Raw genomic sequence first — 16,651 nt, forward strand, 5'->3', positions numbered from 1 at the left:
CTGTGCGCACGTTCGTTCGCTTTACGACTAAAACTTACCTCACGGAAAGTGTTAGTCCCAACATCGAGAGGAAAAAGCGATGTAGATCACATAGTGGTGCGTGTGGCATAGCTATAGAACACATGAATAATCACGAAGTGATGTATCGGTCGTTTCTGCGGTCCGCATTCTCCCGCATTCCCGGCTTGACCTTGATGCTGCATCAACCCTGCATGCTGTGACGGAGCTCCCGCTGACACGGCGGAGCGGATTGAGACAAGGAGATGCATCATGATGACGACAGAGGTCACGTCAGAGGTATCTGTGGCCGGGTTGGAGAAGTCCTACGGGGACCTTCCCGTCCTGCGCGGTGTCGACTTCGAGATCCCCGCAGGGACGATCTTCGCACTTCTCGGGTCCAACGGGGCTGGAAAGACGACCGTCGTGAGGATCCTCTCGACGCTTCTCGGCGCAGACGCCGGACGGGCGGTCGTCCATGGTTTCGACGTGGATTCGGAGGCGGCACAGGTGAGAGAGTCGATCAGCCTGACCGGCCAGTTCGCCGCTGTCGACGACATTCTCAGTGGCAGGGAGAATCTGGTGCTCGTCGCCAGGCTCCGACGGCTGAAGGATCCCGGAAGCATCGCCGAGGACCTCCTGGCCCGGTTCGCGCTCACCGACGCCGGAGACCGCAGGGTTGCCACCTATTCGGGCGGAATGCGTCGACGGCTCGACATCGCGATGAGCATCATCGGAAACCCTCCGGTGGTCTTCCTCGACGAGCCGACCACCGGCCTTGACCCGGAGAGACGCATCGAGGTGTGGAAGACCGTCGAGAAACTCGCCGACCAGGGCACCACCGTGCTCTTGACGACGCAATACCTGGAGGAGGCGGAAGCGCTCGCCGACCGGATCGCGATACTGCACCAGGGACGCATCATCGTGAACGGCACACTGGAAGAACTGAAACGGCTACTCCCGCCGGTCGAGGTGGAGTACGTGGAGAAGCAACCGTCCCTCGAGGACGTCTTCCTCGCACTTGTCACCGGGGAGGAGCAGGCATGAGCACCCACTTTTTCTCCGGCACCGTCACACTCACCGGGAGGTCGCTGAAGCACATCACCCGCAGCCCTGACACGATCATCACCACCGCGGTCATGCCGATCGCGATGATGCTGGTGTTTGTCTACGTGTTCGGCGGTGCAATCAACACCGGGGGAGGCTCCCGCGAGTACATCGACTACATGCTGCCCGGTATCCTCCTGATCACCGTGGCGATGGGGATCTCGTACACGGCGTTCCGGATCTACGCCGACCTGAACGGTGGAATCTTCGACCGCTTCCACTCGATGCCGATCAGTCGGTCGGCCGCGCTGTGGGCGCACGTGCTCACTTCACTGGTCGCCAACGTGATCTCTCTTGTACTCGTGATCGCAGCGGCCGTGGTGATGGGCTTCCGGACCAGCGCAGGGGTGGTGGCATGGCTGGCGGTCGCCGGTGTGCTGCTGCTCTTCACCCTGGCGCTGACCTGGGTCGCCGTGATTGCCGGGCTATCGGCGACGACGTCTGAAGGGGCGACCGTGTTCTCGTACCCGCTGGTCTTCCTGCCGTTCATCAGCTCGGCATTCGTCCCGACGGGGTCCATGCCCGGCCCCGTTCGCTGGTTCGCCGAACATCAGCCCGCAACGTCGATTGCCGACGCTCTCCGGAACTTCCTGGAAGGTCAGCGGGTGGACACCGACATCTGGACGGCGCTGGCGTGGTGTGTGGGGGTGGGCGTCGTCGCCTACGCTGCGGCGATGCTGGTCTACCGTCGCAGGACGGCCTGAGGCAAGGTGGGAGTCATGCTCACCATCAGCCAGCTTGCCTCGTACGCAGGTGTGACCGTGGCGGCAGTCCGTCATTACCACAGGATCGGGTTACTGCCTGAGCCGGAACGTAACCACTCCGGTTACCGGAGTTACGGCGCTGCTGCGGTGGTGCGGTTGATTCGGGTTCACGTGCTCGCCAGTGCCGGTGCGCCTCTGGCCCGGGTTGAGGAACTCCTCGAGGCGGATGCCGAGGAGTTCGCCGGGAGACTCCGTGAGATCGACCGGACGCTCCGTGTCGAGATCAGGAGGCTGCAGGACACCCGCAGACGGCTCAACCATCTCGGTGCGGGGGAACAGCTGGCCCTCCCGGACTCCGTGGTCGGTTATCTCGACCGGTTGCGGGCGCTCGGTGTGGGCGAAAGCTACGTCGAGATGGAGCGGGACGCCTGGATCATGATCGCAGCGCAGGTGCCCGACGAGATCGAGGAGATCATGCGTGGAAAACACTACGATCTGGACAACCCCGACATGGTGCGTCTCTACCGCCTGATCAGTAGCGCGCCCGACTGGGACGCCGATGATCCACGGATCGCTGAAGCCGTCGACATCCTCGACCGTGTGTTCACCGATGCGGCTGAACGGGGCAACCTCAACCAGGACGGCTTCGATGATCCGTTCATCAAGTTGCTCGATACGACGATGATCGAATCGGCGCCCGCTGCCGCACGGATGGTGGAGCTGCTGGCGAAGCGAGGCTGGGAGGGATGGACGCGTATTGAACGCCGGCCGGTCGACGAGACGTGACGGTTGCGTCTGACCCAGGTCACACACTGTCCTTGCGCTCGACCACCAGGATCCGGGCTTCGGGCGTGGGACGGGCGACGTGGGAGTCGCCGATCTCGACACAACACACCGTGCCGGGAGTCAGGTGTTCCACCCGTTCTTCCTCGCCGACCTTGTAGTGCATGTCCACCGCGCCGCCGAGGACGATGAAGATCTCTGGACCGTCGTTCACGTGCCACACATAGGGTTCGTTCGTCCAGTGGAGTCTGGCCGTCGCCGTGTCGAACTCGCCAAGGTCGACGGCGCCCCAGGGGCGGTCGGCGGTGAAGGTGCTGGCGTCAATGAATCTCATGAAATGCGCCCTGTCGGGTGGACGAGTACCGTCTTGCCCACGGTGTTTCCCGTGCGCAACGCGGTGAGTACCCGCGGTGCGTCCTGGACCGGAACCCGGTCGCTGACCTGGACGTGAACCTGGCCTGTGGCCACCAGTGCAAGTGCCTGGCGGAGATAGGACCCCACGACGTCCGGGCGTTCGGCGGAGAGGGCGCCGAGGTTGAACCCCAGTACACCGGTTCCGTTGAACCACAGGCTATTGCTGCTGATGAGTTGGTCACCGGACTGTGCCGCGTCACCGACGGCGAGGAGTCGCCCACCGAGGCGCAGGAGTCCGAGACTGGTGATCCGTCCCGGTCCTGCCACCGGATCGACCACCACATCAAACTGCCCTGCGGTGGCGTCAGTGAGTTCGTCGCGCAGCCAGACGTCGTCATACCCGAGTTCACGGGCAGCCCGTCGTTTCCCCTCGGAGCCGACGACCCCGACTACACGACCAGCACCGAGCACACGGGCAACCTGTCCGAACTGCGATCCCAGCCCGCCGACGGCGGCGTGGACGAGGACGTGTTCCCCGCGGGCGAGGCGGGCGACCTTCTCCAGCGCGAGGAGCGCAGTGGTGGTGTTGGACGGCACCGCGGCGGCCAGCGCGGGATCCATGCCCGCCGGTAGTGGTGCAACCAGGTCGGCGTGGGTCGCGGCGACCTGACCGTAACCGCCGCCGTTGTTGATCGTGAGCGCGGCGACGGCGTCGCCGACAGAGAACCCGCCGACGCCGTCGCCGAGAGCCCGGACGCTGCCGGACACCTCGATGCCGGGGACCCACGGTAGGGGATTGGGGACCAGCCCGTCGGCGAACAGGGCTTCCACATAGTTCGCCCCGGCGTAGTGGACGTCGATCGCGATCTCTGAGGTACCCGGTTCGGGGGCGTCGACCGTGTCGTAGCTCAGCCCCTCGGGTCCGTCGTAACGGGTGATCTGTACAGCTTTCATGGTCGCGCCTCTTTCTTCATATCAGTATGCTGGTTTATGTAAGCATACTGATATCGACGGAAAGTAGGCAAGATGAAGGAGAAAACATTGGGTGATGACGGGCCGGCAGTGGGGAGGATCGGGCTGGGATGTATGGGAATGAGCTGGGGATATGCGGAAAGTGGGCGGGACGACGCCGCGTCTGGCCGTGTTATCCGTGACGCACTGGATGCGGGAATCAGACTGCTTGACACCGCCGCGGTGTACGGCGACGGTCACAACGAGAAGCTCGTCGGCAAGGCAGTCGCGGGACGGCGGGATGATGCCGTCATCGCCACCAAAGGCGGCCTCGTCGTTGACGACCTCGCCACCAGGACCATGCACCGCGACGGGCGACCGGACGCTCTGCGCCGCCAGGTCGACGAGAGCCTCCGGCGGCTCGGCGTCGATGACATCGACCTCTACTACCTGCACCGCGTGGACCCGACGACGCCGCTGGAGGAGAGCTGGTCTGCACTGGCCGAGCTGGTGGCTGAAGGGAAGATCCGTCATCTCGGCCTGTCTGAGGTGACCATCCGGCAGGCGGAGGTGGCACATCACATTCACCCGGTTGCGGCGATCCAGTCGGAACTGTCCCTGTGGACCCGGGAACCGCTCGGCGTTCAGTCAGAGGACACAGCGTCTGACGACGTGGCAGGGGCAGGAAGCGTTGCCGAGGGAGATCTCGTAGATTGGGCGCAGCGCCATGGTGTCGCGTTCATCCCCTTCGCGCCATTGGGGCGCGGCTACCTCACCGGTACTCTGACTGTCGACGGTTTCGAGGTCGGCGACTTCCGGGCGACAAACCCCCGCTTCCTCCCGGAAGCCTTTCTCCGGAATCAGGCAATCACCGACGAGGTCGCACGCATCGCTGCCGCTCATGACGCGACACCTGCCCAGGTCTCCTTGGCGTGGCTGCTCGGGCTGGGTGACCACGTGATTCCCATTCCAGGTACGCGCAGCAGCGCACACCTACGGGAGAATCTCGGAGCGGGACGGATCCAGCTCACAGACGATGAGCGGGCCGTACTGGACAATCTCCCTGCACCGGTCGGGTCACGGTACTGAGCGGGCAGGCTGAAGTAGCCAGACGAGAGCCCCGGCGGAAACGCAGAGCGCCGCGGACACCCACAGCACGGTCGTATACCCCTCGAGTGTCGCGTGATTGCCGGCGGTGGCGCGCGCGGTGAGGATGGTCGCCGTCAAAGCGCTGCCTATGGCGAAGCCGGTGAAGCGCACCACCTGGTAGAAACCGGTTGCGCTCCCCGTCTCCCCGGACGGGACCGCCTGCACAATCGCGCCGGGGATCGCGGCGAAGGTGACACCCAGTCCGATTCCGAGGATCGCGGTCATGGCGAAAGCCTGCCAGAGGTCGTCGTGGGCAAGAGCGAAGAAGCCGCAGCCAATCGACGCTATGAAACATCCCAGTGTTAGGACTGGGCGCCTACCGAACCGGCGGAGTGCGGCAGGGAGGATGCGTGAGCTACTGACCAGCATGAAGAACGACAGCGGGATGAGGGTGAGGCCAGCGACCGCTGCAGAGGCCGAGAATCCGAAACCCTCGGAGCTGGGTGACTGTGCGAACTCGGTCACCCCGGACAACACCATATACATGGCTGCTCCGAGCGCCAGCGCGCACGCGTCGCCGGAGAGTACGGACGGATGTCGCAGCAGTCGGAGCTGTACCAACGGATGTCTGGTGCGTAGCTGCTGGACAGTCCAGCCGGTGAACAGGACGATGCCACTGATCAGCAGCGCAACAATCGACGGCGAACCCCATCCCCAGTGTGCTCCTTCAGATATGGCCACGAGGGTGGTCGTCAACGCGAGCGTGAGGAGTGCGATTCCGGGCCAATCCAGCCGCGGAGCCGGATCATGTGTGGTGGTGTGTGGAACAACGACGGCGACGCAGATCACGGTCAGACCGGAGACGATAGCGCCGAACCAGTACGCGCCGGCCAGGCCCCATGCCTCTGCGAGCCAACCGCTTATCGGGTATCCGGCACCGAGACCGGCGCCGGCGGAGACCGATAAGAGTGCGATCATCGGCGCCACTTTGTCACGGGGTAATGCGTCTTGTGCCGTGGCCATCGCCAACGGGGACAAGCCGAGGCCGACCCCTTGGAGGGCACGACCCACCAGTAGCATTCCCAGACTTCCGGCGATTGCGGCGAGGATGCTGCCCACCGTGACCACGACCAGACCGCTGAGCAGCGTGGCGCGGCGTCGGGGGCCGTCCCCGAGTCTGCCGAGAACCGGGGAGCTGATCGCTCCGACAAGGAGTGCGACCGTCAAAGACCATTGTGCTGTGCTCAGTGGCACATGGAAATCATCGGCGATCGTTGGGATGAGTGGTGCGCCGAACGAGCTGATGATGCTGGAAACCAGTGTGGCCAGCACCAGGGTTGGACCGATCAGTGTGCTTCTGCTGAGGTTTCTCATGAGGCCTCCTGCCGCTTTTTGCGTGCGATTTGCACGCAAATGGCAGCATACGCGTACTGCGTGTGTTGTGCACGTATCATGACTAAATGACGAACATCGCCCTTGCCCATGACCTGGAAGAAGCACTGGGGCAGTTACTGCTACGGCGCAATCGAAATACCCTGTATGACGCCATCCTCGATGGAGCACCGAACGGAGTGGATCGACAGACATATCCCGTAATCAGCGGTCTCGCTCGCCTGGGGCCCCGGTCGGCAGCACGTCTGGCGGAAGAAGTCGGAATCGATCGTTCAGGGACGAGTCGCTATGCCAACCGTCTTGAGGCGGCCGGCCTTCTCGAGCGCCGTCCCGACCCGCACGATGGACGGGCCACACTGCTTGTTCTCACGCCTGAGGGCGACTCCGTGGTGGCTAAGCTCCGCGAGGCTTTGACGCGGCATCTTGCCGAGCGGGTTGCACACTGGCCGGATTCTCAGGTGGAGGTGCTGGTCGAGGGGATACGGCTGTTGGTTGAAGAGTCGTAGGTTAGCGGTCAGCGACGACCTCGACCGTCGTTGCGCCGAGAATCCGCCCATTGGCCTGGATCTCGATGAGGTGTGGGCCGGGCCGGATGGTCCTGATCGAGACGTGCTTGAATGCATGGCGCCGCGAGAAGCTCACGGGCTCACCCGCCGGGAGATCCCGTACCGTCAGCTTGAACACCTTGCCTGCTTTCGGGCCGTGCGCCCCCTGGTAGTGCACCAGGTAGTCGATCGCCGCCTTCGTCGGGGCGGACGCCTGCAACGTGAAGGAGATGGTCGTCGTCTCTCCGATGGCGATCGTCGACGGACTGCTGGACAGCTCCGTGAGTTCGATCGGAGCGTCGTGGTCGAAGCCGAGAATGGCGAGAGCCCCGGGATCGCCTCGTTTGATCAGCGTGCGCAGGCCGTGGCGCACCACGAAGTCACCCTGGGTGGATTCCCCGGCCCATCTACGCGCGGTGTCGAGGACGAGGCCAGGGTGATCTTTGCTGACGTCATTGAGATGATTGGCCACTGAACGCCGGACGTAGAGTGAGTCGTCGTTGACCAGTGGTTCCAGGAGCGCCAGCGAATCGCTGGGGTCGTCGATGAACCGGTGGAGACGGCGTCCCCACGGGAGCCGTGGCCGTGACCCCTCGGGAACGAGCCGTCGGACATGCTCGTCAGTGCTGGTCGTCCACGCCCGCAACTGCTCCATCGTCGTGTCGTAGTGCGCGTCGATGAACGGACGGATCGCGAACTCCGCCGTGTAGTGGGACGTCAGAGTACCCAAGAGGGGTAGAGCGATGTCAGGACGGTCGAGCATGGCCGTGGAAATGTACTCGTTGACGGCCATGGATGCCCAGCCCTGCAGGTTCCCCGTCCCAGTCCGGTTGTCGTTGTCGACCGCGTGCCGAATTAGGTGGGCGGCGTCATCAGGTGACGTCGGTAGCGACTCGGCGAGTGCTCGGGCGATCCAGGTAACCCGGGCTTTCAGTTCGAGACCGTCGAGTCCGGATACCGCTCGTTGCTGGAAGCTGGCACTGTCGAAGCTTTCCGAGGTGTCCGCGAATGCATCGGCCAGGCGGCCGACGAGCCCAGGTGACAGTTCGTCCTTGAAATCAGCCATGTGGCTGCACCTCCGAAGCCTCACCGCGCAGCGTGGACGTTGCCCGCTGCAGCAGAGCGCGTAGCTGCCTGCGTTCGGAGGCGCTGAAAGCCTGGCCGAGTCGTTCTTCGATGCCGCGGGCGAGGTCATCGGCCCGGAGGACAAGCTCAGCACCGTCCTGGGTGAGGGTGGTGACCAACACCCGACGGTGGATGGTGGACGGGGTGCGCTCGACCAGGCCGCGTTTCTCCAGTTTGTCCAGGATCGTTCCCATCGTCTGCGGTGTCACCGCGGCGACGCGGGCGAGCTGGGCGGATGACTGCCCCGGTACATAATGTAGCGACATCAGCACGGCGTACTGGGGCACTGTCAGTCCGAGAGGACGCAGGGCGGCAGTCTTCGCTGTAATCATCGCCTGCTCTGCCTGCTTGATGTGCGATCCGACCCGTGCGTCCAGATCCTCGGCGAACTCGTCGCCCCCGTGGCGTGGCAGGGGGAGACAGAAGTCGGGGTCCGGGGTATCAGCCATCTCACCAGAATAACGGTGCTGAGACCACATCGGCGACCAGCACACGATGTCGGCGAGAACGATCAGCTGGGCGAGGAGCGTCCGACCTTCCAGTAGCCGTAGAACGAAATCGCCGATTTCGGTACGCCTGCCGCAACGAGCCCACGTCGCGTGCCTGTCGCCAGTGAGTTCTCTCCGGCCACGAAGACGGTGCCAGGACTGCTGGGCGGGGGCGTGGCCAAAGCTGCGCCGCGGGCCAGCTCGCCTGGCACCTCGCCGTCCCCGTCAGAGCTCGCCAGCCAGGTCGCCGACACATGAGGGCCGAATGTCGTTCCGAGGACGTCGTCCGGTGTCGGGACCTCGACGATGAGACGGGTGGGAAGGGACGGGGGCGTCTCCTCGGCGATGGCGAGTGCGGCGGGTAAGCCACTTCCGTCGGCGACCAGAAGCTGCCACTCCGCTTCCTCGCGTGGCCGGTACCTGCGGCCTTCGTCGAACATCCCCACCGGGCTCCCTGGTTCTGCCTGTTGTGCCCAGACGGAGGCAGGCCCGTCACCGTGGACGACGAAGTCCACGTTGAGTTCATTCGACTCGGGGTGGAAGGCGCGGACCGTGTAGTTCCGGACGTAGGGTCGTACGTCCTTGGACATCAGGAAGTACTGCGCAGCCCAACCGTTGTTGGCGAACGTGGGCATCCGTAGCTCAGTCTGTCCGGGACGAGGGAAGAACAGACGGAAGCACTGGTCACCACCTTTGTAAGAGAAGCCGTCGAGGGCGTCGCCTCCGATGGTTACTCTGACCAGGTGCTCGGACATCCTGGTTCGTCTCACCACCGTCAGCGACATCATCTGACGCCGGTTCTCTTTCCCGAAGCGGGCCATTCTCATCTCCATTCCAGTGGCGTCCAGGACGTGTGCGACCGGGTAAACTTCTTGGTCATCGACCAAGGAGTTACTGTAGGCTAACCTGGACGGCAGGTCAACAGGGTCGAGAATGCGGCATGACACGGGGAAGGACACGATGGCCACTGAGCGACGGGTACGTGGAGATGTGATCGCCGCTGCCTTCGAGCTGCTCGACGAGGCGGGACTGGAAGCACTCACTCTGCGTGAGGTGGCGCGGCGCCTGGGTGTGCACCTCAACACGGTCTCGTACCAGGTGAAGACGAAAGCCCGGTTACGTGAACTCATGGCAGACGCGATGCTCGGCTCGCTCTCCCTGGACGGCCTGACCGGTGACCCGGTGGGCAGGGTGACGGAGATCCTTCGCCGCTACCGGACGTCGTTGCTCTCCCATCGTGACGGAGCACGCCTGGTGGCCGGCACTGTCGCCGTGGAGAAGAACACGTTACGGGTGGGTAATGCGATCATCGGGGCATTGTTGGAGTCTGGTGCCGACCATGAAAGTGCTGTACGGACGTTCTGGGGCCTCCACTACTTCCTTCTCGGTCTCGTCCAGGAGGAGCAGGGACTCCCCGCCCAGGAGCATAAGGACATCCTGGAGGTGATCCATTCCGGGGATTACACCGCTATGGCACAGGTGGGGGACATCATCCTGAACGATCCTTTTGACCGCCGATTCGGGTTCGGCCTCGACGCCTTCCTCAGGACCCTAGAGCGATGAGGGTGAGTGAACTGACCGCCAGGGCAAGGTAGAAGCCGGGGAAGACGATGTTGTGGAGCACTCGCGCCCGCAGATGCGCCAGGTTCGCCCCGAGGAAGAAGCTCACCAGTCCGGCGGCAGCGACGGTCGGCACCACCAGATTCCTTCAACACGGCAAGGAGACGTATGGCGGGAGTGGCTTCCGGAACCCGTGTCGGGATATGTGCCGTGGAACGACATGGCCGGGCACGCGGGTGGCGAGGATGCGGCGGAGTTCTTCGTCGGGGCTTTGACGAGACAGCCCGGGCTGACGATTGTGGAAGACCAGGTCAACGGGCAACTCGGGTTGGTGGCATCGCACGAGGGACGGGTGGTTGCGGTGGTCAGCCTGCTGGTCGACGGCGGACGGGTCATCGAAGCGTGGGCGGTACGTAACCCGGAGAAACTTGTAGCGTGGAACCAGTGTAAGTGAAGCGAATGAGGGAGGATCTGGTCCATGATCGAGGAGGGAACAGGATTCTACGCGGTTCCGAGTTCGGTGAAGGTGGTGGTCCTCGCCGCTGGAAACGCAGGTCGGAAGGTCCTGCTCGGGCTTAATGGCAGAGGGGAGTGGGAGTTGCCTGGTGGGTGGCCGGATAAGCAGGACGTGACCCTGGCGGATACCGCGGTTCGGGAGGTGCTGGAGGAGTCAGGAATCGTTCTTGATAATGATCTCGTACTCGTCGGTGCCGAACTTTTCGCCCCGGTCCCGGGGCGCCAGGTGACTCTCGTCTGCCTCACAAGCCGACTGGGTACTGCAGAGGCACCGACGCCCAGTTTCGAGCACAAGGACGTGCGATGGTTCGGGGTGGACGCGCTGCCCGAGAACCTTCCCGCGGTGTACCGGAGGTTCATCGATGGCGCTGCACGGCAGCAAGCAAGAGCGAGATGAGATCGTATTCCGGCCGAGAAGGCCGCGACGACGAGATCTATCCCGTCGTCGCGGCCTGTTCAGTGTGGATCGTGGTTGGTGCTGTCGTGCTGCGGCGTTAAGCAGCCAGCGGTACAGCCTCCGGAGCTGTTTCGGACGTCTCCTTCTCCTTCGGCAGATGCAGGAACACGCCGAGCAGGATCGCCGCAACCAGCGCGATGGCGGCGTTGACGCCGATCGCCAGCTGCAGTCCGGGCAGCAGGGTCGCTGTGACCATACCTGTGGCGATGGCTGACATGACCGGGGTGCCCAGGGCGATACCGACCTGCTGACTCATGGTCACCAACCCGGTGGCCAGCCCCTGCTGGTGAGCCGGCACACCTGCGGTGGAGGTCACGGTGTAGCCCACGATGGCCACCAGGTTCGCCACACCACCGAGGAACGTGAGGATCAACAGGGGGATCAGCCAGCCGTGGCTCTCCCCGGCGAATGCCAGAGGGGCGGTCGCGGCAGCCTGGACGAGAAGACCGATGACAATCGCGGTCTTCGGGTTGGTCTTACCGATGATCCGTGGGGCAATGAGACCGCCGATGACGGTACCGATACCGAGGACACCGAGGATCAGTCCCGCAGCGATCGCGCTGTAGTCGAGGATCTGCTGCAGGTACAGGGTCAGCAGGAACACCAGTGAGGTGAACGTGCCGAAGGCAAGGAGCCCGGCGGTATTACCCCAACCGATGTTGGAGCGCTTGAGCAGTGACGGAGCGACGAGAGGCTCCTTGACGCGTCCTTCGATCGCCAGGAAGACGGCAACCAGGATGACCGCGGCGAGGATCGGACCCCAGGTGCCCGGGTGCGTCCAGCCGTTGTGGCCGGCCGCGTCGATACCGAAGACCAGTGCGACAAGAGCCAGCGTGATCGTGATCGCGCCGGGGACATCGAGCTTCGGACGGGCGTCGGACGCCGGCTCGCGCAGGACGAAAGGGGCGATGATGATCACGGCGACGGCGACGACGACGTTGATGAAGAAGGCCCAGCGCCAGGACACCGCACCGGTGAGCAGGCCACCGAGGACGGAACCCGCGGTGAAACCGGCGGCCATGAGTGCTCCGTTGAGGCCGAGTGCCTTGGAACGGGCGGGGCCTTCTGGGAACATCGTCGTCATAAGCGACAGTGCTGCGGGAATGACCATGGCACTGGCAATGCCCTGACCGACGCGGGCGGCGAGCAGCAGGACGGGCTCTCCGGCGAGCCCGCCGGCGAGAGAGGAGATGCCGAGTAGGACGATGCCGATCATGAACAGTTTCTTGCGACCGAAGAGGTCGGCGACCCGGCCGAAGAACAGGGTGAACCCGGCGGCGCACAAAGCGAAAGCGGTGACGATCCACTGCAGGGACGCAGTGGCGAAACCGAGTTCGGAGCCGATGTGCGGTAGCGCCACGTTCAGGATCGAGAAGTCGACGGCGAGGGTGAAGTTGGCGGTCAACAGGACGACCATCGCGATCTTCTGCGCGGCGGTGAAGCGTTCGGCGGGGGACTGGGTGGGTGGAGGTGCTGTATGTGTGTCTCTCATGTGTCCCAGCATCGGGGGAGGTGACAAGGGTAGCCAGAGCCCTGATGTGCGTGGTCTGGGGTCGCATGGCCTGAGGTTGCCTAGCACTGACAGGGGTAGGCAACCATCGGCCAGGTAGGCGACAATAGGTTGCATGGAGACATCACAGTCGTTGCAGGCAGGCGGTCCGGTCACCGAGCTGGGGGAGTTCCTGCGGTCACGTCGCGACCGCATCAGCCCTGACGACGCCGGGATCAACAGCTACGGACGCCGCCGCGTCCCAGGCCTACGACGCGAGGAACTCGCCCAGTTGGCGGGAGTGTCGGTGACGTACCTGACCCGGTTGGAGCAGGGGCAGTCGCAGAACGCCTCCGACGCGATCATCGACGCCCTCGCGCGCGCCCTGCAGCTCGACGCCGATGAGCGGGCACACCTCTATGCCCTGGCACACCCCGCCCCGGTGAAGCGTCCACGGTCCGCGGTGAAGCCGGAGGTCGCCAAACCTGGCGCCGAACGTCTGCTGCACTCGATGGGGGACGTCCCGGCGGTGCTGCTGGGCAGGTTCAACGACATCCTCGCGTGGAACCACTCCGGTCACCTTCTGCTGGCCGGCCACCTGGATTGTGACGCCCCGTCGCGAGCTGATGAGCGGCCGAACCAGCTGAAGCTGTTGTTCCTGGACGAGCATGTCCGCGATCTCTACGTCGACTGGGAGGACGAGGCAGCTCTCGCCGTTGCCTCGTTGCGTTACGTCGCCGCGCAGTTCGCCGACGACCGACGCCTGGCTGAGCTCGTCGGGGAGCTGAGCATGAACAGCCCTGAGTTCGCGCGGCTGTGGGCAGGTCATGATGTTCGTCTGTGCACCAACGGTGCCAAACGATTCCGGCACCCCGAGGTCGGCGAGATGACGTTGGACTACGAGGTCCTGCACCTGCCTGAGGGCAACGGCCAGCGCATCCTCACCCACACCGCGGAACCAGGCAGCGCGTCCTTCGCCGCACTGCGCCTGCTCACTGCTGTGTGACAGTCATTCTCCGGTGATCCGTTCCGCCAACAACCGGTACGAGGTCAGCCGGTCGTGCGGATCACTGGTGAGTGTGTTGACCATTATCTCGTCGGCACCGTGGCTCACCGCGAGCTCGTTGAGACGCTGGACCACCACGTCCGGAGTCCCGGTGATGATCGCCGCGGACCGGGCTTTCGCACGGGTGCGTTCAGCGTCCGTCCACGGGTGAGCCGCGGTGGCATCGACGGACGGGACCGGCCCGTCGTATCCGAGATCTTTCCGGGCGCGCCACAACAGCATGGCATCGGCGAGCTGCTGTGCTCGCGCGGGATCTTCGGCGGTGGCCGCCCGTACCGCCAGCACCGTATGGGGACGGTGATCCTTCGCCGTCGAGGCCTCCCGGTAGGCGGCGGTGGCTTTCTCGCCACCGCGCGGGACGAAGAAGTGCCCGTGCGCGTAGCCTGCGCCGAGGTCTCCTGCCAGAGGTGCCGCCGAACCTCCGGCACCGAGGACCCACACCCTTCCGTCCGGCTCACCGGGCACGGCGGGGTATTCGGTGCCCAGTGATCCCACGAGGGCATGGATCTTCTCCGCGTAGGCGGGATCATCCAGCGCGGCCCTGCCGACCCCGGTGTCCACCCGGTCGCCGTGGACCATGCCGAGCAGGCCCATCACCTCGACGACCTTCGTCGCCTGGTAGAGGGGCAGCAGAATGCCACCGGTGCCGACGCGGATCGTCGCCGTACGTTCGAGTGCCAGTGCGGCCATCATCTCCGGGGCGGGGCTGGCGAATGAGGCGGAGTGGTGGTGTTCGGCGAACCAGATGCGGTGGTACCCGAGCGTTTCGACCTCCTGTGCCAGGCGCAGACTACTGGCGAGCGCGCCTGCTGGAGTCGGGGTGTGGTCGGTGACGGGGACCTGGTCGAGGACGGAGAGCCTCATGCCGACCGCCTCTCGGTGGCGGGGTGGATGGCCGGGATGATCCGCCAGTCACCACCGACCTGGAAGACCAGGTTGTGGATGTCCGCCGCAGCGATCGTGCGCAGCACCGGTACCAGCTCATCGGCATGGTCCGGGCTGGCGACGTTCAGGGGCCATTCGCCGATGGTCGCACCGCGCAGGTGGGGATGGTGGAATCCGGCACCGTAGGTCGCGATGAGGCTGACCGGCGCCAGTTTCGCCGCGCGTTGCTCCGGCCAGGTCAGCAACCACGAGGCGAGCAGGCCACCGCGCTGGTCGCGGTGCAGGCCGGTCACCTCGATCTTGCCGGTGCCAGCGAGCAGGTGGTCGTTGAACTCGGCGAGAACCTGACGGGCCGGGCCGTCGAGGAGCTGCACGGCCTGGGTGAACGCCGATTCTTTGCCGGCACGAGTGATGTGGCCGAAGTGGTTGCCGTCGCGGAGGTCGATGAAGTGACGGGTCAGAGCTTCCAGTGGGGCGGGAGTCGATGTGGTGGTCATGAGAGTTTTCCTTCCAGAGGGTGATTCAGCGGTTGGTGCTGGTGGTCTGTGTCCGTGAATGCGTTGAGCAGGGCGACGATGGCGGGTAGGACGAGTCCGGTGGGGTCGAGGATGTCGGCGTGCCCGGTGTCCGGCACCGTGCGTAGTGCCACCTGTACGCCGGCGTCCTGCAACCGGGCGGCGTAGGCGCGCACGTCGTCGCGCACCGGGTCTCGGCGCCGACGACGAGGGACACCGGCGCCAGCCCGGTGAGGCTGTCGGCCTGCAGGGGAGTGGTGGGGACGGACCTGGGTGATGTGTGATCGCCCAGCCACAGCCGCCAGGCGGCCACGAGGCCTGGACGATCAGGTGGCACTCCTGGTGAGCCGGGGTAGGACGCACGGGAACATTCAGGGTCCAGGGGCGGGTAGGCCAGTAGTTGCAGTGGCACCCGATCGCCGGTGTTCCGGCGTGTCAGGGCAGCGAGGGCGGCGATCGTCCCGCCGGCGCTGTCACCACCGATGACGATCGGCAGGCTGTCCGCCTGTTGTTCGGCCCAGCCGAGCGCGGCGAGGGTGTCGAGAACCGCTGCCGGATGGTGGTGTCCGGGGACGAGACGGTAGTCGACGGAGATGACCGCCCACCCAGACAATGCGGCGATCCTGCCGGTGACGGGTGCCCACTGGCGGGCGGAACCGTACTGCCAGGACCCTCCGTGTGCCCACACCAGCCATCCTCGTGGCTGGTCGGGGCAATGTACGAGGAGCGGGACGCCAGATTCGTCGGACGTCGGAGAATACTCCCACCGGGTCTGCACCCGGGTGTCGACTTGGCTGCGGACGTGGGGTTCTGTGGTGCTCATGGGTCGGCCTCATATCTGCCGCAGTGCGCCGCCGTCGACGGACCACTCGGCTCCGGTGACTTGTGCGGCACGCGGGGAAAGCAGATAGGAGATCACTGTGGCGACGTCGCGTGGCCGTCCGATCTTTCCGGTGGGCAGTCGACGTTCCTCATGGATGAACCGTTCGATCGCCGTATCGGGGTCGGTGCCGAATCGTGTGGCGAGCTGGTCACCGAACCCACCGGGTGCGTCGAACAGTGCAGTCCGGGTGGGGCCGGGGGAGACCACGTTCGACCGGATTCTGGTGGGGCTGAACTCGATGGCCAGCGACTTCGACACCGACAGCACTGCAGCTTTGGAGGCGGCGTAGGCGGACATGGTCGGATCGGGCATCCGGGCGGCCTCACTACCCAGGTGGACGATGCTGCCGGCCGTGTTCGTGGCCCGTATCGCGGTGATGACGGCACGGGTGAGACGGACGAGCGCGACGACGTTCATGGCGAACGTCTCGTCCCACAGTGCGTCGTCGAGACCGGTGAACGAGTCCCGGGTGTCGAACAGGGCAGCGTTGTTCACCAGCCCGTCGATATGACCGTGGCGGTCGAGTGCGTGGTCGACCAGCCGGGTCGCTGATCCGGGGTCGGTGAGGTCAGCGGCCACGAAGTCGGCACCGGGTGGAAGGAGTCCGGACGAGGGACGGTGGCGGGCGACAGCGACGACGCGCGCACCTTCGGTGACGAGTTCCCGGACGGTGGCCAGGCCGATGCCGCTGGTGGCTCCGGTGACGATGATGACATGGCCATCAAGCTGCAGGTCCATGATCTTC

Annotated in this window: 21 protein-coding genes; 9 read left to right on the top strand and 12 right to left on the bottom strand. The window is 64.8% G+C overall.

Going from position 1 to position 16,651, the window contains the following annotated elements:
• Nucleotides 1–273 precede the first annotated feature (273 nt).
• The 3 genes from BJF89_RS01255 to BJF89_RS01265 are packed head-to-tail and all read left to right on the top strand — an operon-like array spanning nucleotide 274 to nucleotide 2,594.
• Nucleotides 274–1,044 carry an ABC transporter ATP-binding protein gene (locus BJF89_RS01255; protein WP_075811666.1) on the top strand — a complete coding sequence of 257 codons (771 nt, stop codon included), beginning with the start codon at nucleotides 274–276 and terminating at the stop codon, nucleotides 1,042–1,044.
• Nucleotides 1,041–1,808, top strand: coding sequence for an ABC transporter permease (locus tag BJF89_RS01260; RefSeq protein WP_075811551.1), 768 nt, complete (start codon nucleotides 1,041–1,043; stop codon nucleotides 1,806–1,808). Before BJF89_RS01255 ends, BJF89_RS01260 begins: the two co-directional genes overlap by 4 nt.
• A gap of 15 nt (nucleotides 1,809–1,823) precedes the next feature.
• Nucleotides 1,824–2,594, top strand: a complete 771-nt coding sequence (locus BJF89_RS01265; RefSeq protein WP_075811553.1) for a MerR family transcriptional regulator — start codon at nucleotides 1,824–1,826, stop codon at nucleotides 2,592–2,594.
• A gap of 19 nt (nucleotides 2,595–2,613) precedes the next feature.
• Here BJF89_RS01265 and BJF89_RS01270 read toward each other — a convergent pair whose 3' ends face one another.
• Nucleotides 2,614–2,925: a cupin gene (locus BJF89_RS01270; protein WP_075811555.1), complete on the bottom strand. Its 312-nt coding sequence runs from the start codon at nucleotides 2,923–2,925 to the stop codon at nucleotides 2,614–2,616.
• A complete protein-coding gene (locus BJF89_RS01275) occupies nucleotides 2,922–3,899 on the bottom strand; it encodes a zinc-binding dehydrogenase (RefSeq protein WP_075811557.1) in 978 nt (325 codons plus the stop codon). The genes BJF89_RS01270 and BJF89_RS01275 overlap by 4 nt, the downstream gene beginning before the upstream one ends.
• Nucleotides 3,900–3,971: 72 nt before the next feature.
• Here BJF89_RS01275 and BJF89_RS01280 point away from each other — a divergent pair, with 72 nt between their 5' ends.
• Complete coding sequence (locus BJF89_RS01280) at nucleotides 3,972–4,985, top strand: aldo/keto reductase (protein WP_075811559.1); 1,014 nt, start codon at nucleotides 3,972–3,974, stop codon at nucleotides 4,983–4,985.
• Here the strand turns inward: BJF89_RS01280 and BJF89_RS01285 are convergent.
• Nucleotides 4,974–6,359, bottom strand: coding sequence for an MFS transporter (locus BJF89_RS01285; RefSeq protein WP_075811561.1), 1,386 nt, complete (start codon nucleotides 6,357–6,359; stop codon nucleotides 4,974–4,976). The genes BJF89_RS01280 and BJF89_RS01285 overlap by 12 nt on opposite strands.
• An 86-nt stretch (nucleotides 6,360–6,445) precedes the next feature.
• Here BJF89_RS01285 and BJF89_RS01290 point away from each other — a divergent pair, with 86 nt between their 5' ends.
• Nucleotides 6,446–6,883 (top strand): MarR family winged helix-turn-helix transcriptional regulator, encoded by a 438-nt coding sequence (locus tag BJF89_RS01290; RefSeq protein WP_075811563.1) that lies wholly within the window; start codon nucleotides 6,446–6,448, stop codon nucleotides 6,881–6,883.
• Nucleotide 6,884: 1 nt separating this feature from the next.
• Here the strand turns inward: BJF89_RS01290 and BJF89_RS01295 are convergent, their stop codons facing one another.
• From BJF89_RS01295 to BJF89_RS01305, 3 genes are all read right to left on the bottom strand, one after another.
• Nucleotides 6,885–7,988, bottom strand: a complete 1,104-nt coding sequence (locus BJF89_RS01295) for a DNA alkylation repair protein (protein WP_075811565.1) — start codon at nucleotides 7,986–7,988, stop codon at nucleotides 6,885–6,887.
• The gene (locus BJF89_RS01300; RefSeq protein WP_075811567.1) at nucleotides 7,981–8,496 is read right to left on the bottom strand and encodes a MarR family winged helix-turn-helix transcriptional regulator; all 516 of its coding nucleotides are present in this window, start codon (nucleotides 8,494–8,496) and stop codon (nucleotides 7,981–7,983) included. The genes BJF89_RS01295 and BJF89_RS01300 overlap by 8 nt, the downstream gene beginning before the upstream one ends.
• A gap of 62 nt (nucleotides 8,497–8,558) precedes the next feature.
• Nucleotides 8,559–9,422, bottom strand: coding sequence for a siderophore-interacting protein (locus tag BJF89_RS01305; protein ID WP_222843786.1), 864 nt, complete (start codon nucleotides 9,420–9,422; stop codon nucleotides 8,559–8,561).
• 73 nt (nucleotides 9,423–9,495) lie between these two features.
• Between BJF89_RS01305 and BJF89_RS01310 the strand changes: the two genes are divergently transcribed.
• Complete coding sequence (locus BJF89_RS01310) at nucleotides 9,496–10,098, top strand: TetR/AcrR family transcriptional regulator C-terminal domain-containing protein (RefSeq protein ID WP_075811670.1); 603 nt, start codon at nucleotides 9,496–9,498, stop codon at nucleotides 10,096–10,098.
• On the opposite strand, the gene BJF89_RS18385 is transcribed toward BJF89_RS01310, so the two are convergent.
• Nucleotides 10,079–10,231 (bottom strand): DoxX family protein, encoded by a 153-nt coding sequence (locus BJF89_RS18385; protein ID WP_222843787.1) that lies wholly within the window; start codon nucleotides 10,229–10,231, stop codon nucleotides 10,079–10,081. The genes BJF89_RS01310 and BJF89_RS18385 overlap by 20 nt on opposite strands.
• 84 nt (nucleotides 10,232–10,315) lie before the next feature.
• Here BJF89_RS18385 and BJF89_RS01315 point away from each other — a divergent pair, with 84 nt between their 5' ends.
• Together BJF89_RS01315 and BJF89_RS01320 are read left to right on the top strand one after the other, a co-directional pair.
• Nucleotides 10,316–10,549, top strand: coding sequence for a hypothetical protein (locus BJF89_RS01315; RefSeq protein ID WP_139311830.1), 234 nt, complete (start codon nucleotides 10,316–10,318; stop codon nucleotides 10,547–10,549).
• A gap of 24 nt (nucleotides 10,550–10,573) precedes the next feature.
• Nucleotides 10,574–11,008: an NUDIX hydrolase gene (locus BJF89_RS01320; RefSeq protein ID WP_075811571.1), complete on the top strand. Its 435-nt coding sequence runs from the start codon at nucleotides 10,574–10,576 to the stop codon at nucleotides 11,006–11,008.
• A gap of 97 nt (nucleotides 11,009–11,105) precedes the next feature.
• Here BJF89_RS01320 and BJF89_RS01325 read toward each other — a convergent pair whose 3' ends face one another.
• Nucleotides 11,106–12,560 (bottom strand): MFS transporter, encoded by a 1,455-nt coding sequence (locus tag BJF89_RS01325; RefSeq protein ID WP_075811672.1) that lies wholly within the window; start codon nucleotides 12,558–12,560, stop codon nucleotides 11,106–11,108.
• Between the two features lie 133 nt (nucleotides 12,561–12,693).
• On the opposite strand from BJF89_RS01325, the gene BJF89_RS01330 reads away from it, so the two are divergent.
• Nucleotides 12,694–13,563, top strand: coding sequence for a helix-turn-helix transcriptional regulator (locus BJF89_RS01330; RefSeq protein ID WP_075811573.1), 870 nt, complete (start codon nucleotides 12,694–12,696; stop codon nucleotides 13,561–13,563).
• Nucleotides 13,564–13,566: 3 nt separating this feature from the next.
• Here BJF89_RS01330 and BJF89_RS01335 read toward each other — a convergent pair whose 3' ends face one another.
• Genes BJF89_RS01335 through BJF89_RS01350 form a run of 4 tightly spaced genes read right to left on the bottom strand, consistent with a single transcriptional unit; the run spans nucleotide 13,567 to nucleotide 16,644 of the window.
• On the bottom strand, nucleotides 13,567–14,487 hold the full coding sequence (locus tag BJF89_RS01335) for an MsnO8 family LLM class oxidoreductase (protein ID WP_075811575.1): 921 nt from the start codon (nucleotides 14,485–14,487) through the stop codon (nucleotides 13,567–13,569).
• Entirely contained in the window at nucleotides 14,484–15,005 is a 522-nt protein-coding gene (locus BJF89_RS01340; RefSeq protein WP_075811577.1) for a hypothetical protein, read from the bottom strand. The genes BJF89_RS01335 and BJF89_RS01340 overlap by 4 nt, the downstream gene beginning before the upstream one ends.
• 25 nt (nucleotides 15,006–15,030) lie before the next feature.
• Nucleotides 15,031–15,846: an alpha/beta hydrolase gene (locus tag BJF89_RS01345; protein WP_075811579.1), complete on the bottom strand. Its 816-nt coding sequence runs from the start codon at nucleotides 15,844–15,846 to the stop codon at nucleotides 15,031–15,033.
• A 9-nt stretch (nucleotides 15,847–15,855) separates the two neighbouring features.
• A complete protein-coding gene (locus BJF89_RS01350) occupies nucleotides 15,856–16,644 on the bottom strand; it encodes an SDR family NAD(P)-dependent oxidoreductase (protein ID WP_075811581.1) in 789 nt (262 codons plus the stop codon).
• Between the last annotated feature and the right edge of the window lie 7 nt (nucleotides 16,645–16,651).

The sequence above is a fragment of the Corynebacterium sp. CNJ-954 genome, assembly GCF_001942345.1.
In the GTDB taxonomy this organism is placed as follows: Bacteria; Actinomycetota; Actinomycetes; order Mycobacteriales; family Mycobacteriaceae; genus Corynebacterium.

Bases quoted from the DNA above. Each gene is read 5' to 3' on its own strand.
- BJF89_RS01255 (WP_075811666.1), top strand. From the start codon at position 274: ATGACGACAGAGGTCACGTCAGAGGTATCTGTGGCCGGGTTGGAGAAG.
- BJF89_RS01260 (WP_075811551.1), top strand. From the start codon at position 1,041: ATGAGCACCCACTTTTTCTCCGGCACCGTCACACTCACCGGGAGGTCG.
- BJF89_RS01265 (WP_075811553.1), top strand. From the start codon at position 1,824: ATGCTCACCATCAGCCAGCTTGCCTCGTACGCAGGTGTGACCGTGGCG.
- BJF89_RS01270 (WP_075811555.1), bottom strand. From the start codon at position 2,925: ATGAGATTCATTGACGCCAGCACCTTCACCGCCGACCGCCCCTGGGGC.
- BJF89_RS01275 (WP_075811557.1), bottom strand. From the start codon at position 3,899: ATGAAAGCTGTACAGATCACCCGTTACGACGGACCCGAGGGGCTGAGC.
- BJF89_RS01280 (WP_075811559.1), top strand. From the start codon at position 3,972: ATGAAGGAGAAAACATTGGGTGATGACGGGCCGGCAGTGGGGAGGATC.
- BJF89_RS01285 (WP_075811561.1), bottom strand. From the start codon at position 6,359: ATGAGAAACCTCAGCAGAAGCACACTGATCGGTCCAACCCTGGTGCTG.
- BJF89_RS01290 (WP_075811563.1), top strand. From the start codon at position 6,446: ATGACGAACATCGCCCTTGCCCATGACCTGGAAGAAGCACTGGGGCAG.
- BJF89_RS01295 (WP_075811565.1), bottom strand. From the start codon at position 7,988: ATGGCTGATTTCAAGGACGAACTGTCACCTGGGCTCGTCGGCCGCCTG.
- BJF89_RS01300 (WP_075811567.1), bottom strand. From the start codon at position 8,496: ATGGCTGATACCCCGGACCCCGACTTCTGTCTCCCCCTGCCACGCCAC.
- BJF89_RS01310 (WP_075811670.1), top strand. From the start codon at position 9,496: ATGGCCACTGAGCGACGGGTACGTGGAGATGTGATCGCCGCTGCCTTC.
- BJF89_RS01315 (WP_139311830.1), top strand. From the start codon at position 10,316: ATGGCCGGGCACGCGGGTGGCGAGGATGCGGCGGAGTTCTTCGTCGGG.
- BJF89_RS01320 (WP_075811571.1), top strand. From the start codon at position 10,574: ATGATCGAGGAGGGAACAGGATTCTACGCGGTTCCGAGTTCGGTGAAG.
- BJF89_RS01325 (WP_075811672.1), bottom strand. From the start codon at position 12,560: ATGAGAGACACACATACAGCACCTCCACCCACCCAGTCCCCCGCCGAA.
- BJF89_RS01330 (WP_075811573.1), top strand. From the start codon at position 12,694: ATGGAGACATCACAGTCGTTGCAGGCAGGCGGTCCGGTCACCGAGCTG.
- BJF89_RS01335 (WP_075811575.1), bottom strand. From the start codon at position 14,487: ATGAGGCTCTCCGTCCTCGACCAGGTCCCCGTCACCGACCACACCCCG.
- BJF89_RS01340 (WP_075811577.1), bottom strand. From the start codon at position 15,005: ATGACCACCACATCGACTCCCGCCCCACTGGAAGCTCTGACCCGTCAC.
- BJF89_RS01345 (WP_075811579.1), bottom strand. From the start codon at position 15,846: ATGAGCACCACAGAACCCCACGTCCGCAGCCAAGTCGACACCCGGGTG.
- BJF89_RS01350 (WP_075811581.1), bottom strand. From the start codon at position 16,644: ATGGACCTGCAGCTTGATGGCCATGTCATCATCGTCACCGGAGCCACC.